A 26,173-nucleotide genomic window follows, 5' to 3' on the forward strand; every position below is an offset into this window, starting at 1 on the left:
GCGTTTACAATATTTTGTTACACTTTTCACATAAACATAACGAACGTTCGGTATGTTTAGTCACTGCATTTATTTCTGTTTATCTCATTTTCGAAAGGAGTGTCATGTTATGTTTTTCTTCGAATCAATGCCTTGGTATAACGTCGTCATGTGGTTCGTCGTCCTTGGACTGCTGATGGGGTTTAACGAGTTCGTCCGTTCTGGTAAACGGGCGAGCCAACTTATGTTCATGGCGTTACCGATCGCACTGACTCCAATCTGGTTGTTTGTCGTCGATTCGGAAATCACGTCGTGGTTCCATTGGGTGAAGGTGTATTCGGCACTCGCCGGCTCGCTCATCTACATGGTCATCCGCTTCACGAACTACCATAAGAAACATCCTTGGTATTTAGTACTCGTCCCGGCCATTCTTGCCATCAATATCATGGAGGCCGTTATACGGGAGTTTCAAGTCGGCTTCATGGGATTTGATGGAGTCGTCGACGGTATGAATTACATCTCCGGTGGGTGGAACTACGTCAACGCCTTCGCCGGAATTTTGAACATCCTCACCATTTGTGGCTGGTTCGGTATCTTTGCGACGTCCGGTAAGCGAGTCGATATGATTTGGCCGGACCAGACGAAATTGTGGATCATCGCATATGGAATCTGGAACATCTCCTACGTCTATTCGTGCGCACCGGGTAACGCATTTTATTCCGGATTTGCGTTAAACATTGCCGCGACCATCCCTGCCCTCCTTTGGGCGAAAGGAACATGGATGCAGAACCGTGCCCAAACGCTCTCGATTTGGATGATGTGGGTCATGACCTTCCCTTACTTCTTTGCGGTCGGCAGTACGTTCAACGTGAGCGTCTCGTATAATCCGGCAGCGAACTGGACGCTCGCACTCATCAGTCTTGCCCTCAACGTCGTGCTCGCCGTCATGCAGGTATCACGTATTATGAAACGACGTCTCAATCCGTTGAAAGACGAGATGTGGACCGATACTGAAGAATACAAACGAGTCGATGCGTTACGAGAAACAGAATCACCTAATCCTAAGACAGCATGAAAAAGACGAGCCGCGGCTCGTCTTTTGAGTTCCTAGAAATCAAGATGTTGTACGCTCAGAGTAGTCGCCTTTCCTCCAACCGTGACGTGTGAGATTTCTTTTCCTTCTACAGTTAGTTCTACCAAAATTTCTGACGGAAGTTTCATTCCATATCCTTGCTCCATGACAAGCGTAGACGACTTCTTCAAAACAAGAGATTGTTCGAACAGATAACAAGCCAGCGCACCGTTCGACGTTCCAGTGGCAGATTCTTCATCGATTCCATATAGTGGCGCAAAATTTCGTGTATGGGCGATGCCATCCTCCATCGTTTCAAGAGTGAAAAGATGGTACCCAACCACGTCAGATTGTCGACTGATTTCCTTCACTTTTTCGAAGTCCGGTTGAATAGACAATAGTTCAGTAAGCGATTTGATAGGAATCAGGATATCCCGGAGTCCAGTGAAACCGATCAGAATCGGAAAACGATCATCTAATACCTCAAGCGGAACCTTAAGTGAATCAGCAATTTCTTGATGATTTGTCACGGGTAAAAATTCTGGGAGTCGCTGCTGCATCATAATAGTCAAATCGTTTCGGATCTCGACCTCTAACACACCAGCTCTCGTCTCTTGTGTAAATCCTCCACTCCCAAGTAGACCTTGTTCTTTCAATACATGAAACGTTGCAATCGTTGCATGACCACAGAGGTCGACTTCCTCTTCAGGTGTGAAAAAACGGACGCGGACATCCGCATGATGCGATTGACTCACGAAGGCAGTCTCACTGTAACCGACCTTCTTCGCAATCTGTTTCATTTCTAATTCGGTTAAGGCATCTGCATGTAATACGACCCCAGCCGCATTCCCTCCTTCTCCATCTTTTGAAAAAGCATGGACAACATATACATCAATCGATAACATGTTTCAATCTCCTTTAGTCAATCTATAGGATTCTGCAAACTCAACTATACGTTATAATTGCAAGACGACATGATGAAAAATGGGGGGACTTTGATGATTATATGGATTAACGGCGCATTCGGTTCGGGCAAGACAACCTGTGCCAAGCTACTTGAGAAACACTTGCCGAATGCGTTTCTCTACGACCCGGAACAAGTCGGCATTTTCATTCGGAACCAATTGCCAAAAAGCCTTCAACAGCCCGATTTTCAGCACCATCCGGAATGGCGGGAATTCAACTATCGGATGTTGTCGAAGATTGCCACGTCCTTCGATGGGGTCATCCTCGTTCCCATGACATTGGTGGACGCAACGTATGTAGACGAAATCATCGGTCGGCTTCAGCGGGACGGGATCGACGTACGTCATTTGATCCTCGAAGCGCATCGACAGACGCTCGTGAAACGATTGAATAAACGTTTCGAATGGTTCAACTCTTGGGGGAAAGCGCAGATTGTTCGCTGCCAGTCCGCATTTCAATCTGAAATCCATGCAGAAAAAATTGTAACAGATCACCTATCAAAACAAGATGTTGCGCGAGCGGTCGCCGATCATGTCGGTCTCACACTTGCCTCAAAATGATTCAGATTCATACATCGCTTCGGACGGCTCGTCTTCCCATCGGATGACGAGCTCACTTGAATGGGATAGACTCAGCTCCACCGCCTCACACATCGTATCGGTCAACCACATGCAGCGGAACAATAGTTGCCGATATCCGTACAGTTCATCGATGATTTCGAAGCGCCCCATTTTAACAAACTGACCCAATTGTTCGATCGGACATACCGAATAAGACGATTCACCGAAGCGGACGAGCGACGAAGAATCCCGGTCTATGTTCGAGATTGTCACGACGGCACGTCCCGTCCATACCGCTTCTTTCTTGAACAAGTCACGGATGCCATCCGCAAAAACGAGACGGATTGTCGAACCCATAAAAGTCGCTTCCGTGATGACCGCGTCATGCAGGGAAAGCGGGACGTTACGAGTTCGAATCGTATATTGCTTCATTCAATCCCTCCTTTTTTGAAACACATAATTCTCAACTGACTTCGTATACATTGGACCTTTCATCGTCTTCTTCACTTCGGCTACATCGACGTCTTTCCCTTTCGGCAATCGGAAATAATCGTCGAGCCCTGTCTGAATAAGTTCATTTGTACTTCCCATGACCCCAATCAGCTCGAACGTTTTATCGAATTGCGCCAACGTCGCATCTCCATGGCTATCGTTACAGAGCAAGATGCCACGCGGCTTCAAATATTGTTTCGTCGCCTGACCGACAAACCCCGCATATTGCGAGATGATCAAGTCAACGGGTTCGATGTCGAGCGGCTGCGTATAGTCCTGACCAAAAAATTCAATCGTACACGGCTCATCATATTCCTTTCGTTGATCCATCAGCTCCTGTACCGTTTCAATTTGCTTGAAGAAACGAATTGTCCCTTTGAAACTGTCGACATAGATGACATGAGGGAAGGGGCGACGTCGACGTGACTCCCTGGATAGAGCGCCTGCTTTACGTCAAAAGTATCAGCAATCGTTTCATACACTTGTTTTCGGTCCCCGATTTTTTGTGCATACGTGTCATACATTTTTGTCACTTGTTCAAGATTCACCGATATCCCCCTAGTATAAATATCCAAGCAAATCGAGTGTTCTGTCGCTCCATCGTTTGTCTCCCACCTGACGAATCATCAATTCTTCAAACGATGCCTCACCGATTCCGCGTGTCGTCTGATTCTCGTCATTGATTTGAAGCCACGTGCATGTGTTAGATACCGTGTGAAACCCAATGCGTTCGTAGAGGTCTGGTCGGTCTGCGAATAACAGAAGAAAATCGATGGGGTACGTTTCCCCAAGAGCAATGACTTTTTCCATCAGTGCCCGTCCGACCCCACGTCCCCGAACTTCTTCCCGGACACACAGATCGATGATGCCGAGCACGTGAATCGATTCCCCGTTCATATTCATCACACGAAAGTCTAACCCGACTTGTCCAATGATCCGTTCGTCTTCATACGCGATGAGTCGGAAATGGGGTAATTGCTTGAAGTAGCGGCGATTCGGATAAATTGAGGGAAACGCATGTTGTAATAGCTCAGTTAGCTCCTTATCCATCGATTCTGATACGGTCATTTCGAGGTGTTGCTCGATTCTCATATCTTCCCCCCTTCCGATTGAAGGCGCCCATACCGAACAACATGGACCCCGTTCGGCATCAGCTGTTGCTCGATCACGTCGAGTTGCAGTGGCAAGATGTTGCCGTCCGGGAAAAGTCGTTTGCCTGAACCGATAATGATAGGATATACGATCAATCGGTATTCATCGATGAGATTGTTTGCGAGTAGCGTGTGCACGAGTTCACCGCTTCCCCAGACGTGTAAATCGGGTCCCTCTTTTTGTTTGAGTCGCTTCAATACTTCGACCGGTTCTGTCAAAAACGTAGTCGCTTCCCATCTTGTATCCATTGACTGCCGCGTGACCACATACTTCATCGCCCGATTGGCTTCCGGCCAGACGTCATCGTGGTTCGGCCAGTAACTCGCCCATTGGTCATATGTCTTTAGACCGAGCAACAAATCAAACTCACTATGCATTTGCGTCCGAATCCAAATCCCGAGCTCTTGGCTCGAAAAAGGTTCCGTCCATCCCCCATGCATGAAATCCCCACTCAAATCTTCTTCTCTCCCACCTGGTGCTTGAATCACACCGTCTAACGACAGGTGTTCCAGAACAATGATTTTCCTCATCTCCGACTCTCCTTTCGACTGTTTGCAAAAAAACCTCCGATTGATTCAATCGAAGGCATGATACATTCATCTTATTCTACTTTCTCCATCCACGCCACCGTCTCCACATGCGCCGTATGCGGGAACATGTCGACCGGTGTCACTTCCATCAAGCGATAACCTCGGTCAGCGAGGTAACGCATATCGCGCGCCTGCGTCGCGACGTTACACGAGACGTATACGATTCGCTTCGGTCCCATCTCGACCATCGTCTCAAGGAACGATTCGGCACATCCTTTACGTGGTGGATCGACGACGATGACATCCGGATTCACGCCATCTTTCTTCCACTGTGGAAGCACATCTTCCGCTGCGCCACATGCGTACGTCACATTGTCGATCTCATTGACAAGCGCATTCTGTTTCGCGTCCTCAATCGCTTCCGGAACGACTTCAACACCATACACGTGCGCCGCCTTCCGAGCAAGGAACAGACTGATCGTCCCGATGCCGCAATAGGCATCGACGACTTGTTCCGTACCTGACAGTTGTGCGTACTCCAGCGCCTTCCCGTACAACTTCTCCGTTTGGACCGGGTTGACTTGGAAGAACGAGTGCGGAGAAATCGTGAATGTGAGTCCTGCGATTTTATCCTCAATCGTCTCATGACCATAGAGCAACTTGTTCTTCGCTCCGAGGATGACGTTCGTCTTGTCCGGGTTGACGTTTTGCATGATCGATGTCACGTCTGGGAGACGCTCGACGATATCGGCGACGATCTCATTCACGCCTTTTAATTTCGTCGTCTTCGTGATCAGGACGATCATGAGTTCACCCGAATGGTACCCGTAACGGGCCATGACGTGACGGATGACCCCACGTCCTGTCTTCTCGTCATACGCCGGTACGCCACGTGCGTCCAACACCTCACGGACGACTTGGATCGCCTGATCATTGCGCTCATCTTGAATCAAACATTCGCTCATCTCGACGATATCATGGGAACGAGGACGATAGAAGCCTGAAACGAGACGGTCTCCTTCTTGTTTGAACGGGACTTGCGCCTTGTTGCGGTAGCGCCAAGGTTCTGGCATCCCGATCGTGTCATGGACCGGCACGTCGAACTGACCAAGACGCTTGAGCGCATCGACGACACGTTCTCGTTTCTGGCGAAGTTGTCCTTCATAACTGAAGTGTTGCAGCTGACAGCCACCACACTGATAAAAAATCGGGCACGGTGGCTCGACGCGGTCGGCGCTCGCTTCTTTCACGTTCAACAACCGGGCGAACCCGTACTGCTTGTTCGTCTTCGTCACGACGATTTCGACCGTCTCACCCGGTAACGCGTTCGGCACGAACAGCGTATAGCCGTCGACACGTGCCACACCCGCCCCTTCGTGGGTCAGGTCGTGGACGTGGACATCGAGACGATCATTCTTTTTCACTGGTAGCATACGAATGCTCCTTCCATTGCAAATAGGAATGACTGATGTCGTCATTCCTATCTTTTCACTCTGCTTTATCGAGCGAAACATTGAACAATTGCTTGATCATCTGTTCGCGTTCATATTGTGCATTCAAATCTTCCATCTCGCGGATTCGGGCGTTCGGCGCGAGCACCGTCAAGTGACGGAATAAGTTCCGCATCTCACCTGTACATTCCCCGCCATACTCGCCGTCGATGTTGAGACTCATCGGCTCGGTCGTCTTCATCCGGACGCGGCTCGTCTTCACGTGCTCGACGAGTGAGCTGGATAAATGCTCACCCCGCAGGAGTAGGCGGACGACGTGGATGAATTCGAACAAGTTACATTTCCGCAAAATGAACAGATCGAACAACCCGTCATTCAACGACGCGTGTGGTGAGATTTTTTCAAATCCACCGACCGAGTTCGAGTTCGATGTGAGGAAGACCATGACCTCGCCTTGGAACGTTCCTTCATCGTGCTCAAGTTCGATATACGTCGGTTTGATGAGTGGCAGTTTCTCCATTCCTTTCACGTAATAGGCGAGCTGTCCGAGTGCCGTCTTCAACTTCGATGGCACTTCATACGAGAGCTCGGTCATGATACCACCGCCGGCGATATTGATGAAATAGTGGATGTCACCTTTCTCGCCTTCGATCTCCCCGAGGTCGACCGGCATCTCGAACCCATCACAGATGACGTCGAGTGCGCCGACGACGCTCAGTGGAATCCGCATCGCCCGGGCGAAGTCGTTCGTCGTTCCGACCGGAATGAGTCCGATTGTCGGACGATTCTCAAGCGGTGCGAGCCCAGAGATGACTTCGTTCAATGTCCCGTCTCCACCTGCGGCGATGATGAGGTCGAACTCGGCCGCTGAGGCCCGTTTTGCTTCGAGCGTGGCATCACCAATCGCTTTCGTCGCATACGTCGACGTCTCATAACCCGCATCCTCGAGGCGGTTCAAAATGTACGGGAGTTCCCGTTTGATCACTTCTTTACCAGATGTCGGGTTATAAATGACCCGCGCACGTTTCCGTTGCATATTGATTCTCTCCCCTATGCTCAACTCGAGCGAAAAGCGAGACACAAGTGTCTCGCCGCCTGCTTAGCGTTTCGCGATCTCTTCGTGGAACAAGCCATCGAGGAGTGCCGGGTTCGCCATCCCTTTCGTCTGTTTCATGATTTGGCCGATGATGAAGCCTTTCGCACGGTCTTTCCCGTTCTTGAAGTCTTCGATCATTTGCGGATGCGCCTCGAACAATTCGAGGATGTAGCCACGGAGCAAGTTCTCGTCCGAGATTTGGGCGAGTCCGTTCGCTTCCACATATGCTTTCGGCTCAGCACCTTCTTCCATCATCGCCGTGAAGACACGCTTCGCGATTTTCGATGAAATCGTCCCTTCCGCAATCAAGCGGATGAGTTCAGCGAGTGATTCCGGTGTCAACTTCATCGTCTCAACCGTTTCGTTCGTCTTGTTCAAGTGACCGAGCACTTCACCCATGAGCCAGTTCGCTGCCGCTTTCGGCTCCGCACCGGCCGCTGTCGTCGCTTCGAAGAAGTCCGAGAACTCACGCGTTGACGTGAGGGCTTTCGCGTCGTATGCCGAGAGACCGTATTGGCTCATGTAGCGTTCACGACGAGCTGCCGGCATCTCTGGAATCGTCGCGCGGATGCGCTCTTTCCATGCCTCATCGATTTCGAGACGGACGAGGTCCGGTTCTGGGAAGTAACGGTAGTCCGCTGCCCCTTCTTTGACACGCATGAGAATCGTCTTTTTCGCCGCTTCGTCGTAACGGAGCGTCTCTTGACGCATGACGCCACCTGAAAGAAGCAATTTGCGATGACGCGTCTCTTCATAGTCGAGTGCCTTCAAGACGTTTGAGAACGAGTTCAAGTTCTTGAGCTCTGTCTTCGTACCGAACTTCTCCTGCCCGAATGGACGGACCGAGATGTTACAGTCACAGCGAAGTGACCCCTCCTCCATCTTGACGTCCGAGACGCCAGCGAACGAGAGGACTTCTTTCAAACGCTCGAGATACGCGACCGCATCTTTCGGTGAGCGCATGTCTGCCTCACTGACAATCTCGATGAGTGGTGAACCGGTCCGGTTGAAGTCGACGACCGAGTGCTTTTCGCCCGTGTGGTTCATCTTCCCGGCATCTTCTTCCAAGTGCACGCGCTCGATGCGGAATCGTTTCATCTCTCCGTCGACTTCGACGTCGACGTGACCGTTTGAACCGATCGGCTTATCAAACTGCGAGATTTGATACGCTTTCGGCGTGTCTGGGTAGAAGTAGTTCTTCCGGTCGAACTTCGTATCAGTCGCAATCTCACAGTTGAGTGCCATTGCCGCTTTGATGGCGAGGTTGACCGCTTCTTCGTTCAATTTAGGCAAGACGCCCGGGTGTCCGAGGCAAATCGGACACGTCTGTGTATTCGTTTCGGCACCGTAAGTGCGTGAGCAGCCACACCAAATCTTCGACTTCGTGCTCAGCTCGGCGTGCACCTCGATCCCGATGATCGTTTCAAAGTTCATCGTACGTCCTCCTTAGAGCTGTGGCATCTTGAAACCGCCGTTTGCTTGTTCAAAAGCATGGGCCACGCGGTAAAGTGTTGATTCATCAAAGTAGTTCCCGATAATTTGAAGACCGACCGGGAGACCTTCTGAAAGACCTGCCGGAACTGAGATAGCCGGGATACCGACCAAGTTGACCGGAATCGTCATGATATCGTTCGCGTACATCGTGAGCGGATCGTCGAGCTGTTCGCCGAGTTTGAATGCTGTCGTCGGTGCAGTTGGTCCAACGATGGCATCATACTCTTCAAACACTTTCGCGAAGTCCTGCTTCATGAGGGTACGGACTTGTTGGGCTTTCTTGTAGAACGCATCGTAGTAACCAGAGCTGAGGGCATATGTCCCGAGCATGATCCGGCGTTTGACTTCGTCCCCGAACCCTTGTTCACGCGAATACGTGAACACTTCGTCGAGCGTGTCCGCTTCGGCGCGACGTCCGTAACGGATACCATCGAAACGTGCCAAGTTCGAAGAGGCTTCTGACGAGGCGAGCAAGTAGTACGCCGAGAGGGCATACTTCACGGACGGAATCGAAACCGTCTCGATCGTCGCACCGAGAGACTTGAGCGTCTCGATCGCTTTTTCAATCTGTTCACGGACGCCAGGCGCGACACCTTCTGCCATGAACTCTTCCGGAAGTGCGAACTTCATGCCCGTCAAATCCTGGTTGAGCGCTGCCGTATAGTCCGGCACTTCGACTTCAGCCGACGTCGAGTCCATGTCGCAATGACCCGCAATCGTATTCAATAAGTAAGCATTGTCTTCGACCGTGCGCGTGAGCGGACCGATTTGGTCGAGTGACGACGCGAAGGCGACGAGGCCGAAGCGTGAGACGAGACCGTATGTCGGCTTCATCCCGACGACACCACAATACGCGGCTGGTTGACGAATCGAACCACCCGTATCCGAACCGAGGCTGAAGAGGACTTGCCCAGCTGCGACCGATGCCGCTGAACCGCCTGAAGAACCTCCTGGTACACGAGTCGGGTCCCATGGGTTACGGACAGGCTTGAACGCCGAGTTCTCGTTTGATGAACCCATCGCGAACTCGTCCATGTTCAACTTTCCGATTGTGACGGCACCGGCATCATGAAGACGCTCGACGACCGTCGCATCGTGTGCCGGGACGAAGTTCTCAAGGAACGTCGAGGCACATGTCGTCCGCATCCCTTTTGTGACGATGTTGTCTTTCACACCGATCGGCATCCCAAAGAGCGAGTTGTCTGACGTCTTTGCGAGCTCATCCATGCGCTTCGCTTGCTCGAACGCATCCTCATTGAGCGTCAAAAACGCACCGATTTGATCATCCGTCGCTTCGATGCGGTCGAACGACTCTTTGACGAGGTCCGTGACCGTGACTTCGCCTTCTTTTAATAACGTATGCAGTTTCGCTACACCGTGGTCAAATAAACTCATGAAAGGCCTCCTTACTCAAAGACCGCAGGGACACGGACTTGACCGTTCTCCCAGTCAGGTGCCATCCGTTCGACTTCCTCACGTGGAAGCGATGGACGGACCTCGTCTTTGCGTAGTACGTTTTTCAAATCTAGGGCATGGGTCGTCGGTTCGACACCCGTTGTATCCAGCTCATCGAGTTGCTCGGCGAACTCGAGAATTTTTGTCAATTGCTCCGTGAAGTGCGTCACTTCTTCATCCGTGATCGCAAGTCGGGCAAGTCCGGCGACGTGCCGAACTTCAGCTTCTGTAATACGAGCCAAAATTCCCACCTCCAACAGTTTTCAATACATCGTTCATTATCATACCACTTTTTCATAAGACAAAAAAGGAAATCTATCTTGTGAGAAAATGTCTCCTTTTTGAGAAACTAGGGAAATCTTCTCCGAATATTGACCCGCTTTCGAAATCAGCTATACGGTCGATGTGCGATTCTGATTATGCTAATGGTAGAAAAGATTCGTAAGGAGGAATCGTATGTCGATTCGGAATAAACTCATCACTGCGTTTAGCATCATGTTTGTGCTGCTCCTCGGTGTAAGCGGTTACTCATGGTACGCCTTGAACGCATCAAAAGCAGCTCAAGAAGACATGACCGTTTCCTGGGTTCCAGGCATGGACCAGATTCATCAAGTCGATAAGCAACTGCTCGAAATCCGTCGTCATTTGATTCGTCACGCCCTCGTGGATGACGCGGTGACGAAACAAAACATCGAACGGGACATTCAAGCATCCGTGGCCATTTTGGAACAACGAATGGACGGCTATGAAGCGACAATCATCATGGAAGAGGATCAACAGCTCTTCGATCAGGCAAGCTCGAATTGGAATGACTATCAAGGCGTGATGAGTGAACTCATCCGTATTTCTAACGAAGAAGGAAGTGCTGCCGCAGAAACATATATTCGCGATACAGCGGATGCAAGCGCTGACACGCTCTCGAACTCTCTCGGTCTACTCGTCAACTTGAACCGGGAAGAAATTCAGACGGACACAGCGGCGGCGGCTAAGTCATTTGAACAAGTACAACTCACACTATTCATCGTCCTCGGCGTCGCCGCTGTCATGACGATCCTCATGATGCTCTTCATCTTCCGCTCCATCTTTGAGCCACTCAAAGAGTTCAAGACGAAGATGCATGAGCTCGCCACGAGTGATGGCGATTTGACGACATCGATTCCTGTGAAGCGCCGCGACGAGTTTGCCGGACTCGCACGTGACTTCAATCAATTCATCGCCAACTTGCGTCAGTTGATTCTTCAAGTGAACGACGTGACGACAGGCGTGACGAAGCAATCTACTCATATGTATGAAGAGTTGAAAGAACTCGACACATATATGACGACGACCGCTGCGACGACTGAAGACTTGACCGCCGGTATGCAACAGACGGCCGCAAGCGCGCAAGAGATGAACGCTTCCGCCTCGGATATGGAACGGACGATTCATCACATCGTGACGATGGCCGATGAACGGAAAACCGAAGCAAGACAAATCGATGAGCGTGCCCTCTCCCTCAAGTCACATGCGATAGAGGCGAAAGAGAATGCCATCAGCGTCCTTCAGTCGACACGCACAAACTTAGAGAAAGCGATGCAAGATGCGAAAGCCGTGCGTGAGATCGCGACGCTCACGAACGACATCCTCGATATCGCCGCGCAGACGAACCTATTATCACTCAATGCTTCGATCGAAGCGGCACGTGCCGGAGAGGCCGGACGTGGATTCGCCGTCGTCGCCGACGAGATTCGAAAACTCGCCGAAACGAGCCGGGCGACCGTCGAACGCATTCAAGTCATCTCGACGACCGTTCTTCATTCGGTCGATCATTTGAATGAAAGCTCTGGACAGATGCTCCACTTCCTCGACACGAACGTCTTGAAAGATTATGACCAACTTGAAGAGGCAGCCGGACAATATAGCGAGGACGCAGGTCGCTTCGAAACGACTGCGACCGAGTTCGCTGCCGCTGCCGGGGAGCTCGAACAATTGACGTCGAACATGATCGGTGTCATCCAGGACGTTGCGACGACCGTCAACAACGGAGCGCTCGGTACGCAGGAAATTGCTGAAAAAGTGACGATGTCCGTCGAACGCTTCGCCGAGTTGAACCATGCGACGGAACAGTCGCAACAAAAGATGGAAGAACTTGATTCACTGATTCGCCAATTCAAGGTATGACAAAAACCCGCCGACACGTGCTGTCCGGCGGGTTTTCTCATCAAGCGGCAGAGGACTGCCCTTCTTTTTTCCGTTCGAGTTCGAATCGTTTTGTCTCGGCGACGACCACACCGGAGAGGAACAAGAGTCCAATCAAGTTCGGGATAGCCATGAGACCGTTGAACACATCCGAGATGGACCAGATCAAATTCAAGTTCGTCGTCATCGCACCGAGTCCCGCGACTAAAATGTAGAGGACACGATATGGGACGATCACTTTTTCCCCGAGTAAATAATACGCTGAACGTTCCCCGTAATAACACCAACCGAGGACGGTTGAGTAGGCGAAGAAGACAAGCGAGATCGTCACGATGATTTCACCAATAGGTCCTAAGAAGTAAGCGAACGAGGCTTGCGTCAAGGCAATCCCTTCAAGCCCTTCCGTATATTGACCACTCATGACGATTGTGAGTCCCGTGATGGAACAGACGATGAGTGTGTCGATCAACACTTGTGTCATCGAAACGAGTGCTTGACGTCCCGGGAAGTCGGTCTTCGCTGCCGCGGCCGCAATCGGTGCAGATCCAAGTCCTGCCTCGTTAGAGAACACACCGCGCGCGACCCCGTAGCGAATCGCGGCACCTAACGCACCCCCGCCGATGGCTTCGGCACTGAATGTGCTCGAGAACATTGTCGATAAGGCACCTGGTACCAATTCAAGGTTCATGATGAGAATCACGAGCCCACTCCCGACATATGCGAAAATCATGAACGGGACGAAGATTCCGACGACTTTTCCGATTGATTTGACACCACCTAAGATGACGAATGCCGTGACCGCCATCATGACGATCCCTGTCACAACCATTGGGATGTTGAACGAATTGTTCAAGGCGAGACTGATCGAGTTCGTTTGGACCCCGTTCCCAATCCCAAAGGCTGCGACCGATGCAAAGACGGCGAACAAGACGCCGAGCCACTTTTTCTTTAGTCCGTGTTCTAAGTAATACATCGGACCCCCGGCAATCTCACCGCGTTCATCGACGACACGATATTTGACCGCCAGGATAGCCTCAGCGTATTTCGTCGCCATCCCGACGAAACCAGATAACCACATCCAAACGACAGCACCCGGTCCCCCGAGGACAATCGCCGTCGCGACACCGACCATGTTTCCGGTACCGACCGTGGCCGCCAATGCCGTCATAAGTGCTTGGAAATGCGAGATGTCCCCACGTTGCTTTTTCTTCGGTTGTTCTGGTTTTGGTATAAATGCCTCTTTCAGACCAACCCCAAGTCGCGTCACTTGGATAAATCCGAGACGGACGGTCAGGAAAATCCCTGTCCCGACGAGTAATATGAGTAAATGTGGCCCCCAGACGAGATTGGATAAACTCGTCAGCCAACTTTCAATTTGATTCACCGTGTTGCTCTCCTCCTACGTTCTTGATTTGAGCGCTCTCCCTATATTTTTCAGAACATTCACAATCGAGTCAAGGTACACCGCCTAAAGAAAGCGTTTTCAACACGTTATATAATTGTAATATTTTCCCTGAACCCTTAATCTTAAAAGCTTCTTAAAATTTATTTCGAAATATGATTGTAATATATATTCAACTGCATGAGCCTGGATTTCATGATCAATACGAACCGTTAATCGATAGACTACATCTCAATCAGAAATGGAGTGGTTGCAACCGTATAAAGCACGCTCGAAGCGGTTTGATAGCAGCGACCGAGTCGCGATGCGGCTCCCTGCTTGCCTTGCCTCTAGGAAAGCGAGCCGTGCCTAGCTTGGGCACAAAAAAAGACTGTAGACCCATGCGTTGTCTACAGTCTGAAACCGTTCATGACCTTTCCTTCAGTTTCTCGTTTTACGAACGAATGGCAGCCACGACTTCTTCGACGTGACCTTTCACTTTGACGTTGCGCCACTCTTGTTCGATATAGCCGTCCTCGTTGATCAAGAAAGTCGAACGGACGATGCCGTAATATTCTTTCCCGTAATTTTTCTTCAACTGCCAGACGCCGTAAAGCTCGGACACTTCATGTTCCTCGTCCACGAGTAAATCAAATGGGAGGTCATTCTTGGCGATAAAGTTTTGATGTTTCTTTTGACTGTCGGCCGATACCCCAAGGACGACCGCGCCTTCCATCTTCGGCAACGCATCGCGGAAATCGCATGCCTCGGTCGTGCAACCAGGTGTCGAATCTCGAGGATAGAAGTATAAGACGACTTTCTTACCGAGATAGTCCTTTAATGAAACCATCTCTCCGTTTTGGTTCGGTAATGAAAATGTTGGTGCGAGCATCTGCTGTTCCTCCTTAGCCAAACGATGGGTCGACAAGTTGTTCGTCATAGCCATCGATCGCTTCTTCTAATTTTGTCTTTAACGGGTCAAGCACTTCGATATACTCGACTGGATCTTCCGTTGCAGCCGCTTTTCGGAGCGTCTCCTCGTTATCGGTGTACCACGTCTCATACGCTTTGAAATAGTCGGTCATGATGGTTTGGTTCTCCTCGACCGTCAACGTTTCCGCCATGAGCAGGAAGACGTTATTGTCTGCCTCGAGCGCCACATAGTCCGTCTTTGCGTTGACTTGGTCATAGATCGGACCAGCCTCATCTTCCGGAATCTCAGCGAGACGGGCGTTCGCTTCGGCATTCACTCCGTACTCGTTCGCCTGGACACCGATGAGTAACTCTCCGACCTCGGCAATCACGTCTTTTGGTAAAGCAACCGGTGTGATGACGAGTGACCACTCATCCCCTTCCTTCACAGCGATTTTACTGAGTCGGTTCGGGAGCGGGTTCCCTTCTTCATCGATCATCTCATGGACAAGGAACGCCACGTCTTCCTCTTCGTTGACCCAGCTCTTATAAATCTCACCAGGAGACAATTGACGGGTGACGGCACCAGTCGCCGGAATCTCGGTCAACCGGCCAGCATAATCAATTGATGCGAGTGCCTCAGCGTCTCCAGACTCAAGTGCCGTCTGATAGTCTGCGTACACGTTCGTGACAGCATCCGGCAATGCGCGGTCTGTCTCTTCTACCACCGTCTCTTCCTCGTTCCCACATGCCCCGAGCATGAAGACGAGGAGTAGCGGAATGAACCATTTTTTCATGTTGTTCGTCCTTTCTAAAGCCGTGTTCTCCCCCATCCTATCACGTCTCGATTTCTTGCTCCAATGCCATGTGTTTCTGGAAAATTGTTTCACTAGGATTTCTACGATAATTCCGATACAATACAGACGTAAGCGCTTTAACGCTCAACATCACTTTAAGGGGGAACGAGAATGATTCCATACAAACATGAACCATTCACAGACTTTACACAAAAAGAGAATGCCGAAGCAATCCAAGCGGCAATCGAGAAAGTGAACGGTGAGCTCGGGAAAGACTATCCGCTCGTAATTGGTGGGGAAAAGGTTACGACGGAAGGTAAAATCACGTCTTACAACCCGGCTAACAAAGAAGAAGTGATCGGTCGCGTGTCAAAAGCGAACCAAGAGCTCGCAGAACGTGCGATGCAAGAAGCACTCACAGCATTTGACTCATGGCGCCATGTCGACCCGGCTGTCCGCGCCGACGTCTTGTTCAAAGCAGCGAACATCGTCCGCAAACGTAAGCACGAGTTCTCGGCTTACCTCGTCAAAGAAGCGGGTAAACCGTGGAACGAGGCAGATGCGGATACAGCGGAAGCAATCGACTTCATGGAATATTATGCACGTCAAATGCTCGAACTCAAACCAGGCAAGAAAGTGGAGAGCCGCCCAGGCGAATACAACCGGTATGACTACATCCCACTCGGGGTCGGGATCGTCATCAGCCCATGGAACTTCCCATTCGCAATCATGGCCGGTACAGCAGTTGCGGCCATCGTCGCCGGTAACACAATTCTCTTGAAACCAGCTTCGACGACGCCGATCGTCGCTGCGAAATTCGTCGAAGTGATGGAAGAGGCAGGTCTTCCAAAAGGCGTGCTCAACTTCATCCCGGGACCGGGTGCAGAAGTCGGGGACTATCTCGTCGATCATCCGAAAACACGCTTCATCAGCTTCACAGGATCGCGTGATGTAGGACTCCGCATCAACGAACGTGCGTCTAAATTGAACGAAGGTCAAATTTGGCTCAAACGCGTGATCGCGGAGATGGGTGGAAAAGATACGATCGTCGTCGACGAATCAGCCGACCTCGAGCTCGCTGCACAATCGATCGTGAAATCGGCATTCGGTTTCTCTGGTCAGAAATGTTCGGCTTGTTCACGTGCCGTCATCGTCGACAGCGTGTATGATACGGTACTCGACCGTGTCGTCGAACTCACGAACGAACTCTCTGTCGGAAACACAGAGAAGAACGAACACTTCATGGGACCAGTCATCGACGCATCGGCCTTCAAGAAGATCACATCGTACTTCGATGTCGCAAAAGAAGAAGGACGCATCGTCGCAGGTGGGAAAGCAGACGATTCAACAGGCTACTTCATCGAGCCGACTGTCGTCGCAGACGTCGACCCGAAAGCACGCCTCATGCAAGAAGAGATTTTCGGACCAATCGTCGCCTTCACGAAAGCGAAAGACTTCAAAGAAGCAATCGATATCGCGAACAACACAGAGTACGGCTTGACAGGGGCGGTCCTCACACGTGACCGTATGAATCAAGAATACGCTCGCCAAAACTTCCACGTTGGGAACCTTTACTTCAACCGTGGTTGCACAGGCGCAATCGTCGGCTATCAGCCGTTCGGTGGATTCAACATGTCAGGTACGGATTCAAAAGCAGGTGGCCCGGATTACATCCAACTCCACATGCAAGCGAAAACAACATCTGAAACGTTCTAATCAAAAAGGAGACGCTCCCCGAGGGGACGTCTCCTTTTTAGTGTGCTTTAAATGTCTGATCGAACATAATGGCGATTTCTTCTTGATGAACCAGGAATAATTCGAACAAAGTCGGGTCGAACGCTCCTTCCATGTCTCGCATCGCAAGAATCGCATCCTCATGAGTATAGGCCGGTTTATACGGTCGGACCGTCCGTAGTGCGTCATAGACGTCGATGATGGTGACGATTCGAGCCGCGAGCGGGATGTCTTCCCCTTTCAGTCCTTGGTTGTACCCGGTGCCGTCCCAGCGCTCGTGATGATACAGTGCGATGTGATAGGCCATTTGAATGAAGTAATTCTGAGGGAACTGTGTCTGCAAATCCTTCAACACTTCGCCGCCGACACGCACATGGTCGCGCATGAATACCCATTCCTGGTCGGACAGTTGATTCGCTTTGAGTAAGATTGCGTCCGGAACAGAGATTTTGCCGATATCGTGGAGCGGTGCCGCGAGACGGATTCCTTCGATGAAGAGCGGTGACACTTCCGGATGGTGATGATCGTATAAAATCGTCGCGAACAGCGTCGACAAATCCTGCACCCGCTCGATATGGTTCCCCGTCTCGTTGTTACGGAGTGCAGACAAACGTAACAGCGTGCGGACAAGCCCCTCTTGATAATCGATCAATTCTTTTTCACGCTCGGCGAGGACCCGCTGAGCTTCTTCCCGCCCGGCCTCGATGCGGTGTCGCTCGACCGCCCCGAGCAGCGCATTGCTGAAATCTTGTAGCGCCTGTTGTTCGTACTCCGTGTACGTCCGTTCCGAGACGACGGAATCAAACCCGACAAATCCCTGACACGACTTCCCTTGCATCATGGGGACCGCGAGCAAACTTTGAATCGCTTGCGGTTCTAAGATGGCGCGGACGTCGCTCCCTTCAGGTAGATCGGCGACCCGTGGAATATACATCGTCTCACCCGCCACATGGGTATTCACCCACTCGGGCAGCACATCAATCGGCACGTCTTGAAGATTGTCCATTTCAGCCGTGATTCCTTCGGCGCACCATTCGAACGTGTTATGGCAGACTTGATTCGTAAAATCGTAATCGAAGACATAGACGCGGTCGACCGCGAAATAATGTCCAAGTTCGGCTAGCGATTGGTCAACCCGCTTTTTGAAATCCGCAATCTCTGTCGTTAAAAAGCGATTGAGGAGTGACGAAAGCAGGTGATGGAGTCGCTCTTGTTGTTGTAACTGTAACGTCAATGATTCGTGCGAAGTTGCCATGTGCCAAACCTCCCTTATCGTTCAAATACATGCATTCGTTCCATGCACTTATTTTACCCATTTTTCATCCTAGTTTACCCATTTGAAAAACCGGGTGGTCGCCACCCGGTTTTGATTAGACTTGCTTTAACAGATTGGCCATCTCGATGGCAGAAGTCGCCGCTTCCCACCCTTTGTTGCCTGCTTTTGTTCCTGCACGCTCAATCGCCTGTTCAATCGTCTCCGTCGTCAACACGCCGAAGATGACCGGGACTTCGGATTGATAGCTCGCCTGGGCGATCCCTTTTGCCGCTTCGTTACAGACGTAATCAAAATGCGGGGTCGCACCACGGATGACGGCTCCGAGCGTGATGAGCGCGTCGTATTGTTTGCTCATCGCCATTTTTTTTGCGACGAGCGGAAGTTCAAATGCTCCTGGGACGAAAGCGAGCGACACATCCTCTTCCTTCACTCCATGACGTTTTAAGGCATCCTTCGCCCCGTCAAGCAGACGCATCGTGATCAAGTCGTTGAACCGTCCGACGACGATTCCAATCTTTAAACCTTCTCCAACTAAGTTTCCTTCAAATGTATAGGTCATGTCCATGTTCCTCCAATATGATTCATTTTGAGTTGTTTCGTCAGGCGATACGATTCGTTCGCTTCATGCGCACCGACATGAATCGGAACGCGTTCGACGACTGTGATGCCACATGATTCCAAGGCATCGACTTTATCGGGGTTGTTCGTCATGAGCCGGACACGGGTGACGCCAAGATCACGAAGCATCGCCGCGCTCACCCGATAGTCCCGAAGGTCCGGATGAAACCCGAGTGCCACGTTCGCCTCGACCGTGTCCAATCCATTCTCTTGAAGGGCGTACGCCTTCAGTTTGTTCAACAGTCCGATGCCTCGCCCTTCTTGACGCATATAGAGCACGATGCCCGATTCCTGCTCGATTCGTGCCATCGCCGTGTCCAGTTGCGGACCGCAGTCACATCGGAACGAACCGAAGACGTCACCGGTCAGACATTCGGAGTGAATGCGAACGAGCGGGACCTCCTCAAGTGTCTCCGTCACGAGCGCCACATGCTCTTCACGGTCCATTCGATTCTCATACCCTATCATGCGAAACGTTCCTTTTGAGGAAGGTAGGGACACGTCCGCAACACGTGTGACGAGGTTCTCCTCCATATATCGGACTAACGCTTCGATAGTGATGAATGCCAACCCGTGGCGTTCAGCGACTTGTACCAAATCAGGTACGCGTGCCATCTCCCCGTCCTCTCGAATGATTTCACAGATGACCGCGACCGGCTCACTTCCTGCGAGTCGCGCCAGGTCAACAGACGCTTCGGTATGACCTCGGCGAACGGAGACGCCTCCCTTCTTCGCAATGAGCGGGAACAGATGTCCCGGACGTTGAAAATCGGATGGATGGGACGATGGGTTCGCTAACTCACGAACGGTGTGAGACCGTTCACTCGCCGAGATACCAGTCGTCGAATCGATATGGTCGACACTGACCGTGAAGGCGGTACCGTGTGGGTCTGTACTGTTCGTCACCATCGGCGCGAGGTCGAGACGAACTGCCACTTCTTCTGCTACGGCGCTACAGACGAGTCCTTTCCCTTCCGTGATCAAAAAGTTCATCGTTTCCGGTGTCATCTTGTCACCGAGTACGACAAAGTCCCCTTCATTCTCACGGTCCTCATCATCCACGACGATGATGGGACGTCCTCGTCTCAGTTCCTCAACCGCCCGTTCAATCGAATCAAACATTACCATCCCGCCTTTCCATATCCTTGTTCCGCCAAAGACTCGAGCGTCATCTTCGACTGCCCGACGACCTTTTCCATATATTTTGCTAACAGATCACATTCTAAATTGACTAAATCACCCGTCTGTTTCATCCCAAGCACGGTCTCGCTGTATGTGTGTGGAATCAAGGACAGGGTAAACCCACGCTCTGACACGTCAAACACAGTCAAACTCGTTCCATCTACAGATATCGAGCCTTTCGGGACAATGTAGGAAAGGAGCGCGCGGTCACACTGGATATCAACATAGACCGCATTCGCGAGAGGACGTTTCTTCGTGATTCGCCCGACCCCGTCGACATGACCGGATACGAAATGTCCGCCAAACCGTCCGTTCGCCGGCATCGCTCGTTCGAGATTGACAGGTGTTCCAGGCTTGACCCCATCTAGACTCGATGCCTTCAATGTTTCTGGCATGACATCGACAGAGAACGTCGCGTCATCGAACGTCGTCACCGTGAGACAGATCCCATTCACGGCAATGCTGTCCCCGAGCTTCACATCCTCAAGCACTTTCACAGCGGACAAAACGAGTCGTAAAGATGGTCCGTTGCGCTTGACCGCTTTGACCGCTCCGATTTCTTCTACGATTCCCGTGAACATCAGAGCGCCCCCTTTCGAAGGACGACTTTCAGGTCGGGTCCAATCGTTTCGACCTGATGAATCGTAAAACGGGATATCCCATCGATCGTCCCTTCCTGCTGTGAGCGATAGACGCCATGCTTCCCACCGAACACCCGTGGTGATTGATAGGCGACCCATTCATCCACGTAGTCTCCGTCAAGAAGTGAGGTGACAAGCGTCGGTCCGGCCTCGATCAACACACGCCCAATCCCATTTGCGTATAGCGTCTCAAGAACCGTGCCGAGTGACGTATAATCGAATAATTCGATACCGACGGCTTGAGCTCGTTCACGTCGTTCTGCCTCATCTGACGAAGTGAAGAGGAGCACCGGGACGTCTTCGGCGGTACGTGCTAACGTACTAGCGAGCGGTAACCTCAGGTCACGGTCGAGCACGACTCGTTTCGGCTGTCGCGTCACGCGGTCCAATCGAACCGTAAGCGATGGGTCATCCGCGAGCACCGTTCCAATCCCGGTCAAAATCGCATCGACCGTGGCACGAAGTTCATGCACATCACGACGGGCTTCCGAACTCGTCACCCATTGACTCTCCCCCGTCTCTAAGGCAACTTTCCCATCGAGGCTCGTTGCCGTCTTCAAGATGACGTATGGTCGTTTCGTCTCAAGCGACCGCAAAAATACCGGATTCAAGGCACGCGCCTCTTCTTCCAGCAGACCCACATCGACTTCGACACCGGCCGCTTGCAGGCGCACGATCCCATTGCCTGCGACGAGTGGATTCGGATCTTTCATGGCGACGACGACACGTTTGATGCCCGATTCTACAATCAAATCGGCGCACGGCGGTGTCTTACCGTGATGCGAGCACGGTTCGAGCGTGACATATAAAGTCGCCCCGGATGCAGCCGCACCGGCCATTCGAATCGCATGCACTTCAGCATGTGGTTCGCCCGCATTAAGGTGGGCACCCATTCCGACGATACGTCCGTCTTTCACGAGAACGGCACCGACGAGTGGATTGACACCGGTCTGTCCATCGGCTGATTTCGCCAATTGAATGGCCTGTTCCATGTACTGTTTCATCGTTCTCCCTCCTTTTTCCGTACAAACAAAAGACCCTAAGGAGCAGTCCTTAGGGTCTTGGTGGGAGGGTTTCGTCGAATTTTGGCAAGCCAAATAAACGTTTTCTATACAGAAAAGCGTACGACGAAGCACAGGTCACGTGGACCTGTTTTTTGTTCCTTCTCCCATCCAGACTATACTGTCGGCTCTAGAGTCTCACTAGATCCACCGTTCGCACACGTGCGCCCGGGTCACGGACTTAGGGCATAGGCCCATCACCGCCGGTTGGGAATTTCACCCGACCCCGAAGGAATATTTGTTTGTACAGGTTTACTGTATCGCAATTGTTTTTATTTCGCAAAACAAAAAACGCTACTCGTGAGAGTAGCGCCTCGATTATGCGAGAAAGAGGACGACGAGAAGCCCGACAATCCAGCAGTAATATGAAAAATACTTCAATTCGCCTTTTGCCATGATGTGCTGGAACCACTTCAATGAAATGGCCGTCAACACGTATGATGCGATAAATGCCAAAAGGAGCGGACCGAACAAATCACGCGTGTCTGGGTTTGTGAACAACGTCGGACCGTCCAAGATCATCGTCCCGAGACTAATCGGAATGAACAGGAAGAACGAGAACCGAAGCGCGGATTCCTGTTTGATTCCGAGGAGCATCGCCATAACGATAGTCGCTCCGGAACGGCTGATCCCAGGAATGAGCGCCACGGCCTGAGCAAGTCCGATCAATACGGCGTCACGTAGCGTAATGCCACCGTCGCCCTTGTTTCCTCGCATATTCCGGATGAACCAGAGGGCGAGTCCCGTAATGATGAGTGTATAGCCGACTGTCGCCACGCCACCGAGCACCTCGGCGATCCAGTCACCAAACAGGACACCGAGCACACCGGCCGGAACGGTCGCGACAAGTAACAGCCCGATGAACTTCACGTCGACCATCGTCTCATCCGAACGGTCTTTCTTAAATAAAAACGTCCACAAACTCATGATGAGACGAACGACGTCTTGACGATAGATTGTTAAAACCGCAAGAAGCGATGCAAAGTTTACGAAAACTTCAAATGACAATCCCGGCAAGTCAATGTTAAATAGTTCTTGGAAGATGACAAGATGTCCGCTCGATGAAATCGGGATGGGCTCTGTGAACCCTTGAATCAATCCAAGTAACGTATAAAATAACCAAACTGTCATAGTGATGATCCTCTTTTCTGTTTTTCACTCAATGCGGCTATTTTAGCAGAATCGGTCTTTCATTGACCAGCCATTAAAATTTTTTTGCCGTAATTTCAATATTTGATTGATTAGTCTGAAAATTAAATTTATTATAGAAGGGTACTCATCTGGAGCGAAGGCGATGACCCCAACTCTCCAGCTGGGTACTTTTTTATAAAAATATTACAAATTTGGGTGATTAAAACTTTATGTTTACATTTCTCTCGAAATTCGATTTAATTTGTAATAGAACTGTTACCATTTTTTGAAATTATCAACTGCGACTTTAGTCCTATCCAATTCCTAGGAATTGTTTAAAATTTTTCAAAATCACGTTAATAAATCCGAAAAACAATCCGATAGTATGATTGTAGGAGCATTTTTTTATCTTTGTCGGTTCAGATTTGAGTCCATGGAAGGAGGAACCATCATTGAATCAAACGCTATCCACTAAATCCCATCACTTGTCTACCGAACAGCAAAGGATGATCCATTGCATTCGTCTTCTCGGGGACTTGTTGAAGGAACGTCCACGCCGTTCTGTCTATCGCCGCTTCGCAATGGAACAGAATTGGCCGTCTCCTGAGTCGATCATTCGTCAGTTCGGGTCATGGGCTGAGGCACTTGCCATCGCAGGCTATGAATGGCATGGAGAGTCAACCGTCGAATTGCCAGACAAAATGCCGAAGTATACACGCGAGGACATCATCGAGACGCTCGCCATTTATTCGCGAGACATGGGCTCGATCATCACCTTGAAGAAGTATCAGCAATGGCGAAAGCTCCATCCGAAGGCACCGAGCCATTATCATATCGTCAAGACGTTCGGTTCGTGGCATGATGCCTGTGCCGAGGCAGGACTTGAGGCGAGTGTGACCTATTCGAAAACAGAACTCTCGAACGCCCTTCGTGAAGCCATTCAGGAAATGGGCTTCTCGCTCTCATTCGAAGCTTACCGTGAATGGGCAAAGCGCAACAACAAACCTTCAACGAAAGCGATCTTGCATCGCTATGGCTCCTGGTCAGCCGCCGTTCATGCGGTTGAATCTGAACTTTATAATACGAACTCATAATCATTTCATACGAAAGGAGGATCCACCATTTTGGGGATCCTCCTTTCATCTGACCTCTGTCGACAGATCATGATAGTGGGCGACACGATCTCGCCCGTTAAATTTCGCCCCGACATACATGGCTCGGTCCGCATGTCGCAAGACTGTATCGAGGTCTTCATATTCATAAATCGTTTCAATCCCGATACTCGCCGTCACCGTGATGCGCGTGCCTTCTGTCCCAAAATCATGGCGCTTCAAGGCGTTTCGTATCTTTTCACCGACCAGATTGGCGGCCGCCTCATCCATTCTCGGGAAGACGAACACGAACTCTTCGCCTCCGTAGCGCGTCACCAAGTCCGTCGCTCGAACATTGCGAGTAAAGAGTTGACCTGCTTCAATCAACACCTCGTCCCCGAATGCATGCCCGTATGTGTCATTGATCGATTTGAAGTGGTCCAAATCGATCAAGAAAACAGAGAGCGGATAGGACGCCACATCGTTCAAACGTTCTTTCGTCCAACGTCGTAGTGCCCGCTGATTATGTAATCCCGTTAACGGATCTGTCAAACTCTCGTGTTGCAAACGTTTGCGTTCATCGATGCGTTCGATTGACCAAGATAACGTCTTGAGGAGGCGGTTCACTTCAACCGCAACCGGAGTTTCGTATGCCCCGTTTGCCGTCGTCGATACCATGCAGCTGACCGCCGTCTCCGCTCCCCAAACGGGTTGGATGACGAGCGCCGAATGGTGTAGTTCCTGTTGGTTTCGCTGCAATTCAGGATGCCATTCATGGAGCGAGTCATAGACGAAACACGGTTCGTCCTCATCATGATACCGTTCAATCGTGAAGGCATCCGGCACACTCGGGATGACGCGACCGGTCATATCATAAAACGTCCGCTCCCCTTTTCGATTGACCTGTAGCCAACCACGCTCCACTTCGACGATATCACGTAGACCGTTCCAAAACTTCTCAATCAACAATTGCTCGCTGTCCACGCGGTACAGCTGTTCTTTCAAGCGTTCGACTTGATCGACTCTCGACTTGGTTTCTTCCGTCTCCGTCGCTTTCGACATCGTCATCTTTAGGACAGATAGTACGAAGAACGTAACGATGAGTCCGACATAACCGAAGACGAGATACGACTCGATGGCAATCATCGAGAACAAAAGCTCGAGTGACACGACGAGCCAATCAAAGCGAATCAATCGCCACATAATCGGGAACGGGATCCGTTCTCCAACCATGAAGTAGGATAAAGCAAAACTCATCGTCAAGACGAGGAACAAGGTGCCTAAAAACGCCAACATCGCCACGCCTTGTTGCATCAAATGAATCGGCTCTCCGATCCGTCCACCGAGAGCGATATAGGCGAGCCCCGGCAACAGAACGAGCAGACATTCAATCACCGTGTTGAGCGGATAGAAATGAAGGAACCGTCGTCGCCCGACGCGACGATTGAAGGCTCGCGCTTGAAACGTGAAGAGGAGCAATTGCCCCATCAACAGTGCGGGCGCCAGTCCGTATAAAAAGAATGTGATAAAGACAAACATCTCATGGAACGTGAAGTGAAGATGCCTGCGCTTTAAAGGATTCATGACGAACAATGCCCCAAGCGTATAGATGAACCAAAACAACGGCCAGTCGAACGCCTCAAGGTTTTGGAAAGTCAAATACGTCACTCCCGTGAAGACGAGCGTCCACGCGAACCAGCTCCGAACTAGGTACTTCCGAAATCGCATCGTCTTCCCCCCTTTTCTCGTTCATTTTTTCTAGTATGACCCGTAATGCAAAAACATTCCAGCAATTGTTTGAAAGTTGAGACAATGAAATATTGAAATGATTCCCAATTTGATGTTTTGCTTTTCTAGATGTCGGCAACAACTTGGATAAAGGGGGCTAACCATGGACTTTTCTCTATTTATGATCACGTTTTTG

The 26,173-nt window shown here is 50.8% G+C and carries 26 protein-coding genes and 1 riboswitch; of the genes, 5 read left to right on the top strand and 21 right to left on the bottom strand.

Annotated elements, in window-relative coordinates:
- Positions 1-109 precede the first annotated feature (109 nt).
- A complete protein-coding gene (locus KNO65_RS04250) occupies positions 110-1,054 on the top strand; it encodes a DUF5692 family protein (RefSeq protein ID WP_214781821.1) in 945 nt (314 codons plus the stop codon).
- Positions 1,055-1,086: 32 nt separating this feature from the next.
- Here the strand turns inward: KNO65_RS04250 and KNO65_RS04255 are convergent, their stop codons facing one another.
- The gene (locus tag KNO65_RS04255) at positions 1,087-1,956 is read right to left on the bottom strand and encodes a PhzF family phenazine biosynthesis protein (RefSeq protein ID WP_214781823.1); all 870 of its coding nucleotides are present in this window, start codon (positions 1,954-1,956) and stop codon (positions 1,087-1,089) included.
- A gap of 93 nt (positions 1,957-2,049) precedes the next feature.
- Here KNO65_RS04255 and KNO65_RS04260 point away from each other — a divergent pair, with 93 nt between their 5' ends.
- On the top strand, positions 2,050-2,577 hold the full coding sequence (locus tag KNO65_RS04260; RefSeq protein WP_214781825.1) for an AAA family ATPase: 528 nt from the start codon (positions 2,050-2,052) through the stop codon (positions 2,575-2,577).
- Here the strand turns inward: KNO65_RS04260 and KNO65_RS04265 are convergent.
- From KNO65_RS04265 to gatC, 10 genes are all read right to left on the bottom strand, one after another.
- Entirely contained in the window at positions 2,569-3,009 is a 441-nt protein-coding gene (locus tag KNO65_RS04265; protein ID WP_214781827.1) for a hypothetical protein, read from the bottom strand. The genes KNO65_RS04260 and KNO65_RS04265 overlap by 9 nt on opposite strands.
- On the bottom strand, positions 3,010-3,399 hold the full coding sequence (locus KNO65_RS04270; protein ID WP_214781829.1) for a hypothetical protein: 390 nt from the start codon (positions 3,397-3,399) through the stop codon (positions 3,010-3,012).
- Positions 3,399-3,617, bottom strand: a complete 219-nt coding sequence (locus KNO65_RS04275) for a hypothetical protein (RefSeq protein ID WP_214781831.1) — start codon at positions 3,615-3,617, stop codon at positions 3,399-3,401. The genes KNO65_RS04270 and KNO65_RS04275 overlap by 1 nt, the downstream gene beginning before the upstream one ends.
- A gap of 10 nt (positions 3,618-3,627) precedes the next feature.
- Complete coding sequence (locus tag KNO65_RS04280) at positions 3,628-4,161, bottom strand: GNAT family N-acetyltransferase (protein WP_214781833.1); 534 nt, start codon at positions 4,159-4,161, stop codon at positions 3,628-3,630.
- On the bottom strand, positions 4,158-4,751 hold the full coding sequence (locus tag KNO65_RS04285; RefSeq protein WP_214781836.1) for a dihydrofolate reductase family protein: 594 nt from the start codon (positions 4,749-4,751) through the stop codon (positions 4,158-4,160). The genes KNO65_RS04280 and KNO65_RS04285 overlap by 4 nt, the downstream gene beginning before the upstream one ends.
- A gap of 71 nt (positions 4,752-4,822) precedes the next feature.
- Positions 4,823-6,184 carry a 23S rRNA (uracil(1939)-C(5))-methyltransferase RlmD gene (rlmD, locus tag KNO65_RS04290; protein ID WP_214781838.1) on the bottom strand — a complete coding sequence of 454 codons (1,362 nt, stop codon included), beginning with the start codon at positions 6,182-6,184 and terminating at the stop codon, positions 4,823-4,825.
- Positions 6,185-6,239: 55 nt separating this feature from the next.
- Positions 6,240-7,238, bottom strand: a complete 999-nt coding sequence (locus KNO65_RS04295) for a diacylglycerol kinase (protein WP_012727038.1) — start codon at positions 7,236-7,238, stop codon at positions 6,240-6,242.
- Between the two features lie 63 nt (positions 7,239-7,301).
- The gene (gene gatB, locus KNO65_RS04300; RefSeq protein ID WP_078147403.1) at positions 7,302-8,732 is read right to left on the bottom strand and encodes an Asp-tRNA(Asn)/Glu-tRNA(Gln) amidotransferase subunit GatB; all 1,431 of its coding nucleotides are present in this window, start codon (positions 8,730-8,732) and stop codon (positions 7,302-7,304) included.
- A gap of 12 nt (positions 8,733-8,744) precedes the next feature.
- Positions 8,745-10,187 (bottom strand): Asp-tRNA(Asn)/Glu-tRNA(Gln) amidotransferase subunit GatA, encoded by a 1,443-nt coding sequence (gene gatA, locus KNO65_RS04305; protein ID WP_214781839.1) that lies wholly within the window; start codon positions 10,185-10,187, stop codon positions 8,745-8,747.
- A gap of 11 nt (positions 10,188-10,198) precedes the next feature.
- Positions 10,199-10,489, bottom strand: coding sequence for an Asp-tRNA(Asn)/Glu-tRNA(Gln) amidotransferase subunit GatC (gene gatC / locus KNO65_RS04310; RefSeq protein WP_012727041.1), 291 nt, complete (start codon positions 10,487-10,489; stop codon positions 10,199-10,201).
- Positions 10,490-10,703: 214 nt separating this feature from the next.
- On the opposite strand from gatC, the gene KNO65_RS04315 reads away from it, so the two are divergent.
- Positions 10,704-12,407 carry a methyl-accepting chemotaxis protein gene (locus KNO65_RS04315; protein ID WP_214781842.1) on the top strand — a complete coding sequence of 568 codons (1,704 nt, stop codon included), beginning with the start codon at positions 10,704-10,706 and terminating at the stop codon, positions 12,405-12,407.
- A gap of 40 nt (positions 12,408-12,447) precedes the next feature.
- On the opposite strand, the gene KNO65_RS04320 is transcribed toward KNO65_RS04315, so the two are convergent.
- From KNO65_RS04320 to KNO65_RS04330, 3 genes are all read right to left on the bottom strand, one after another.
- Positions 12,448-13,809, bottom strand: coding sequence for an alanine/glycine:cation symporter family protein (locus KNO65_RS04320; protein WP_214781844.1), 1,362 nt, complete (start codon positions 13,807-13,809; stop codon positions 12,448-12,450).
- A 451-nt stretch (positions 13,810-14,260) separates the two neighbouring features.
- Positions 14,261-14,698 (bottom strand): thioredoxin-dependent thiol peroxidase, encoded by a 438-nt coding sequence (gene bcp / locus KNO65_RS04325; protein WP_074036111.1) that lies wholly within the window; start codon positions 14,696-14,698, stop codon positions 14,261-14,263.
- Between the two features lie 13 nt (positions 14,699-14,711).
- The gene (locus KNO65_RS04330) at positions 14,712-15,515 is read right to left on the bottom strand and encodes a hypothetical protein (protein WP_214781846.1); all 804 of its coding nucleotides are present in this window, start codon (positions 15,513-15,515) and stop codon (positions 14,712-14,714) included.
- Between the two features lie 171 nt (positions 15,516-15,686).
- Here KNO65_RS04330 and pruA point away from each other — a divergent pair, with 171 nt between their 5' ends.
- Positions 15,687-17,231 (top strand): L-glutamate gamma-semialdehyde dehydrogenase, encoded by a 1,545-nt coding sequence (pruA, locus tag KNO65_RS04335; RefSeq protein ID WP_159562777.1) that lies wholly within the window; start codon positions 15,687-15,689, stop codon positions 17,229-17,231.
- A 37-nt stretch (positions 17,232-17,268) separates the two neighbouring features.
- On the opposite strand, the gene KNO65_RS04340 is transcribed toward pruA, so the two are convergent.
- From KNO65_RS04340 to KNO65_RS04365, 6 genes are all read right to left on the bottom strand, one after another.
- On the bottom strand, positions 17,269-18,504 hold the full coding sequence (locus KNO65_RS04340; RefSeq protein WP_214781848.1) for a GAF and HD-GYP domain-containing protein: 1,236 nt from the start codon (positions 18,502-18,504) through the stop codon (positions 17,269-17,271).
- A gap of 115 nt (positions 18,505-18,619) precedes the next feature.
- Entirely contained in the window at positions 18,620-19,084 is a 465-nt protein-coding gene (gene ribH / locus KNO65_RS04345; RefSeq protein WP_214781850.1) for a 6,7-dimethyl-8-ribityllumazine synthase, read from the bottom strand.
- Positions 19,081-20,265, bottom strand: a complete 1,185-nt coding sequence (locus KNO65_RS04350) for a bifunctional 3,4-dihydroxy-2-butanone-4-phosphate synthase/GTP cyclohydrolase II (protein ID WP_074036106.1) — start codon at positions 20,263-20,265, stop codon at positions 19,081-19,083. The genes ribH and KNO65_RS04350 overlap by 4 nt, the downstream gene beginning before the upstream one ends.
- Positions 20,265-20,906, bottom strand: coding sequence for a riboflavin synthase (ribE, locus tag KNO65_RS04355; protein ID WP_214690585.1), 642 nt, complete (start codon positions 20,904-20,906; stop codon positions 20,265-20,267). Before ribE ends, KNO65_RS04350 begins: the two co-directional genes overlap by 1 nt.
- Positions 20,906-21,970: a bifunctional diaminohydroxyphosphoribosylaminopyrimidine deaminase/5-amino-6-(5-phosphoribosylamino)uracil reductase RibD gene (gene ribD, locus KNO65_RS04360; RefSeq protein ID WP_214781852.1), complete on the bottom strand. Its 1,065-nt coding sequence runs from the start codon at positions 21,968-21,970 to the stop codon at positions 20,906-20,908. The genes ribE and ribD overlap by 1 nt, the downstream gene beginning before the upstream one ends.
- A 152-nt stretch (positions 21,971-22,122) precedes the next feature.
- Positions 22,123-22,265: riboswitch (FMN riboswitch) on the bottom strand.
- A gap of 80 nt (positions 22,266-22,345) precedes the next feature.
- Complete coding sequence (locus KNO65_RS04365) at positions 22,346-23,158, bottom strand: undecaprenyl-diphosphate phosphatase (protein WP_074036102.1); 813 nt, start codon at positions 23,156-23,158, stop codon at positions 22,346-22,348.
- Between the two features lie 452 nt (positions 23,159-23,610).
- Between KNO65_RS04365 and KNO65_RS04370 the strand changes: the two genes are divergently transcribed.
- Complete coding sequence (locus KNO65_RS04370) at positions 23,611-24,252, top strand: homing endonuclease associated repeat-containing protein (RefSeq protein WP_074036101.1); 642 nt, start codon at positions 23,611-23,613, stop codon at positions 24,250-24,252.
- A 45-nt stretch (positions 24,253-24,297) separates the two neighbouring features.
- Here the strand turns inward: KNO65_RS04370 and KNO65_RS04375 are convergent, their stop codons facing one another.
- Positions 24,298-25,977 (bottom strand): sensor domain-containing diguanylate cyclase, encoded by a 1,680-nt coding sequence (locus KNO65_RS04375; protein ID WP_214781853.1) that lies wholly within the window; start codon positions 25,975-25,977, stop codon positions 24,298-24,300.
- Positions 25,978-26,173: the final 196 nt, after the last annotated feature.

It is taken from the genome of Exiguobacterium sp. S3 (genome assembly GCF_018617295.1).
GTDB classification, from domain to species: Bacteria; Bacillota; Bacilli; order Exiguobacteriales; family Exiguobacteriaceae; genus Exiguobacterium; species Exiguobacterium profundum.

Bases quoted from the DNA above. Each gene is read 5' to 3' on its own strand.
- KNO65_RS04250 (WP_214781821.1), top strand. From the start codon at position 110: ATGTTTTTCTTCGAATCAATGCCTTGGTATAACGTCGTCATGTGGTTC.
- KNO65_RS04255 (WP_214781823.1), bottom strand. From the start codon at position 1,956: ATGTTATCGATTGATGTATATGTTGTCCATGCTTTTTCAAAAGATGGA.
- KNO65_RS04260 (WP_214781825.1), top strand. From the start codon at position 2,050: ATGATTATATGGATTAACGGCGCATTCGGTTCGGGCAAGACAACCTGT.
- KNO65_RS04265 (WP_214781827.1), bottom strand. From the start codon at position 3,009: ATGAAGCAATATACGATTCGAACTCGTAACGTCCCGCTTTCCCTGCAT.
- KNO65_RS04270 (WP_214781829.1), bottom strand. From the start codon at position 3,399: ATGGATCAACGAAAGGAATATGATGAGCCGTGTACGATTGAATTTTTT.
- KNO65_RS04280 (WP_214781833.1), bottom strand. From the start codon at position 4,161: ATGAGAATCGAGCAACACCTCGAAATGACCGTATCAGAATCGATGGAT.
- KNO65_RS04285 (WP_214781836.1), bottom strand. From the start codon at position 4,751: ATGAGGAAAATCATTGTTCTGGAACACCTGTCGTTAGACGGTGTGATT.
- rlmD (WP_214781838.1), bottom strand. From the start codon at position 6,184: ATGCTACCAGTGAAAAAGAATGATCGTCTCGATGTCCACGTCCACGAC.
- KNO65_RS04295 (WP_012727038.1), bottom strand. From the start codon at position 7,238: ATGCAACGGAAACGTGCGCGGGTCATTTATAACCCGACATCTGGTAAA.
- gatB (WP_078147403.1), bottom strand. From the start codon at position 8,732: ATGAACTTTGAAACGATCATCGGGATCGAGGTGCACGCCGAGCTGAGC.
- gatA (WP_214781839.1), bottom strand. From the start codon at position 10,187: ATGAGTTTATTTGACCACGGTGTAGCGAAACTGCATACGTTATTAAAA.
- KNO65_RS04315 (WP_214781842.1), top strand. From the start codon at position 10,704: ATGTCGATTCGGAATAAACTCATCACTGCGTTTAGCATCATGTTTGTG.
- bcp (WP_074036111.1), bottom strand. From the start codon at position 14,698: ATGCTCGCACCAACATTTTCATTACCGAACCAAAACGGAGAGATGGTT.
- KNO65_RS04330 (WP_214781846.1), bottom strand. From the start codon at position 15,515: ATGAAAAAATGGTTCATTCCGCTACTCCTCGTCTTCATGCTCGGGGCA.
- pruA (WP_159562777.1), top strand. From the start codon at position 15,687: ATGATTCCATACAAACATGAACCATTCACAGACTTTACACAAAAAGAG.
- KNO65_RS04340 (WP_214781848.1), bottom strand. From the start codon at position 18,504: ATGGCAACTTCGCACGAATCATTGACGTTACAGTTACAACAACAAGAG.
- ribH (WP_214781850.1), bottom strand. From the start codon at position 19,084: ATGACCTATACATTTGAAGGAAACTTAGTTGGAGAAGGTTTAAAGATT.
- KNO65_RS04350 (WP_074036106.1), bottom strand. From the start codon at position 20,265: ATGTTTGATTCGATTGAACGGGCGGTTGAGGAACTGAGACGAGGACGT.
- ribE (WP_214690585.1), bottom strand. From the start codon at position 20,906: ATGTTCACGGGAATCGTAGAAGAAATCGGAGCGGTCAAAGCGGTCAAG.
- ribD (WP_214781852.1), bottom strand. From the start codon at position 21,970: ATGAAACAGTACATGGAACAGGCCATTCAATTGGCGAAATCAGCCGAT.
- KNO65_RS04365 (WP_074036102.1), bottom strand. From the start codon at position 23,158: ATGACAGTTTGGTTATTTTATACGTTACTTGGATTGATTCAAGGGTTC.
- KNO65_RS04375 (WP_214781853.1), bottom strand. From the start codon at position 25,977: ATGCGATTTCGGAAGTACCTAGTTCGGAGCTGGTTCGCGTGGACGCTC.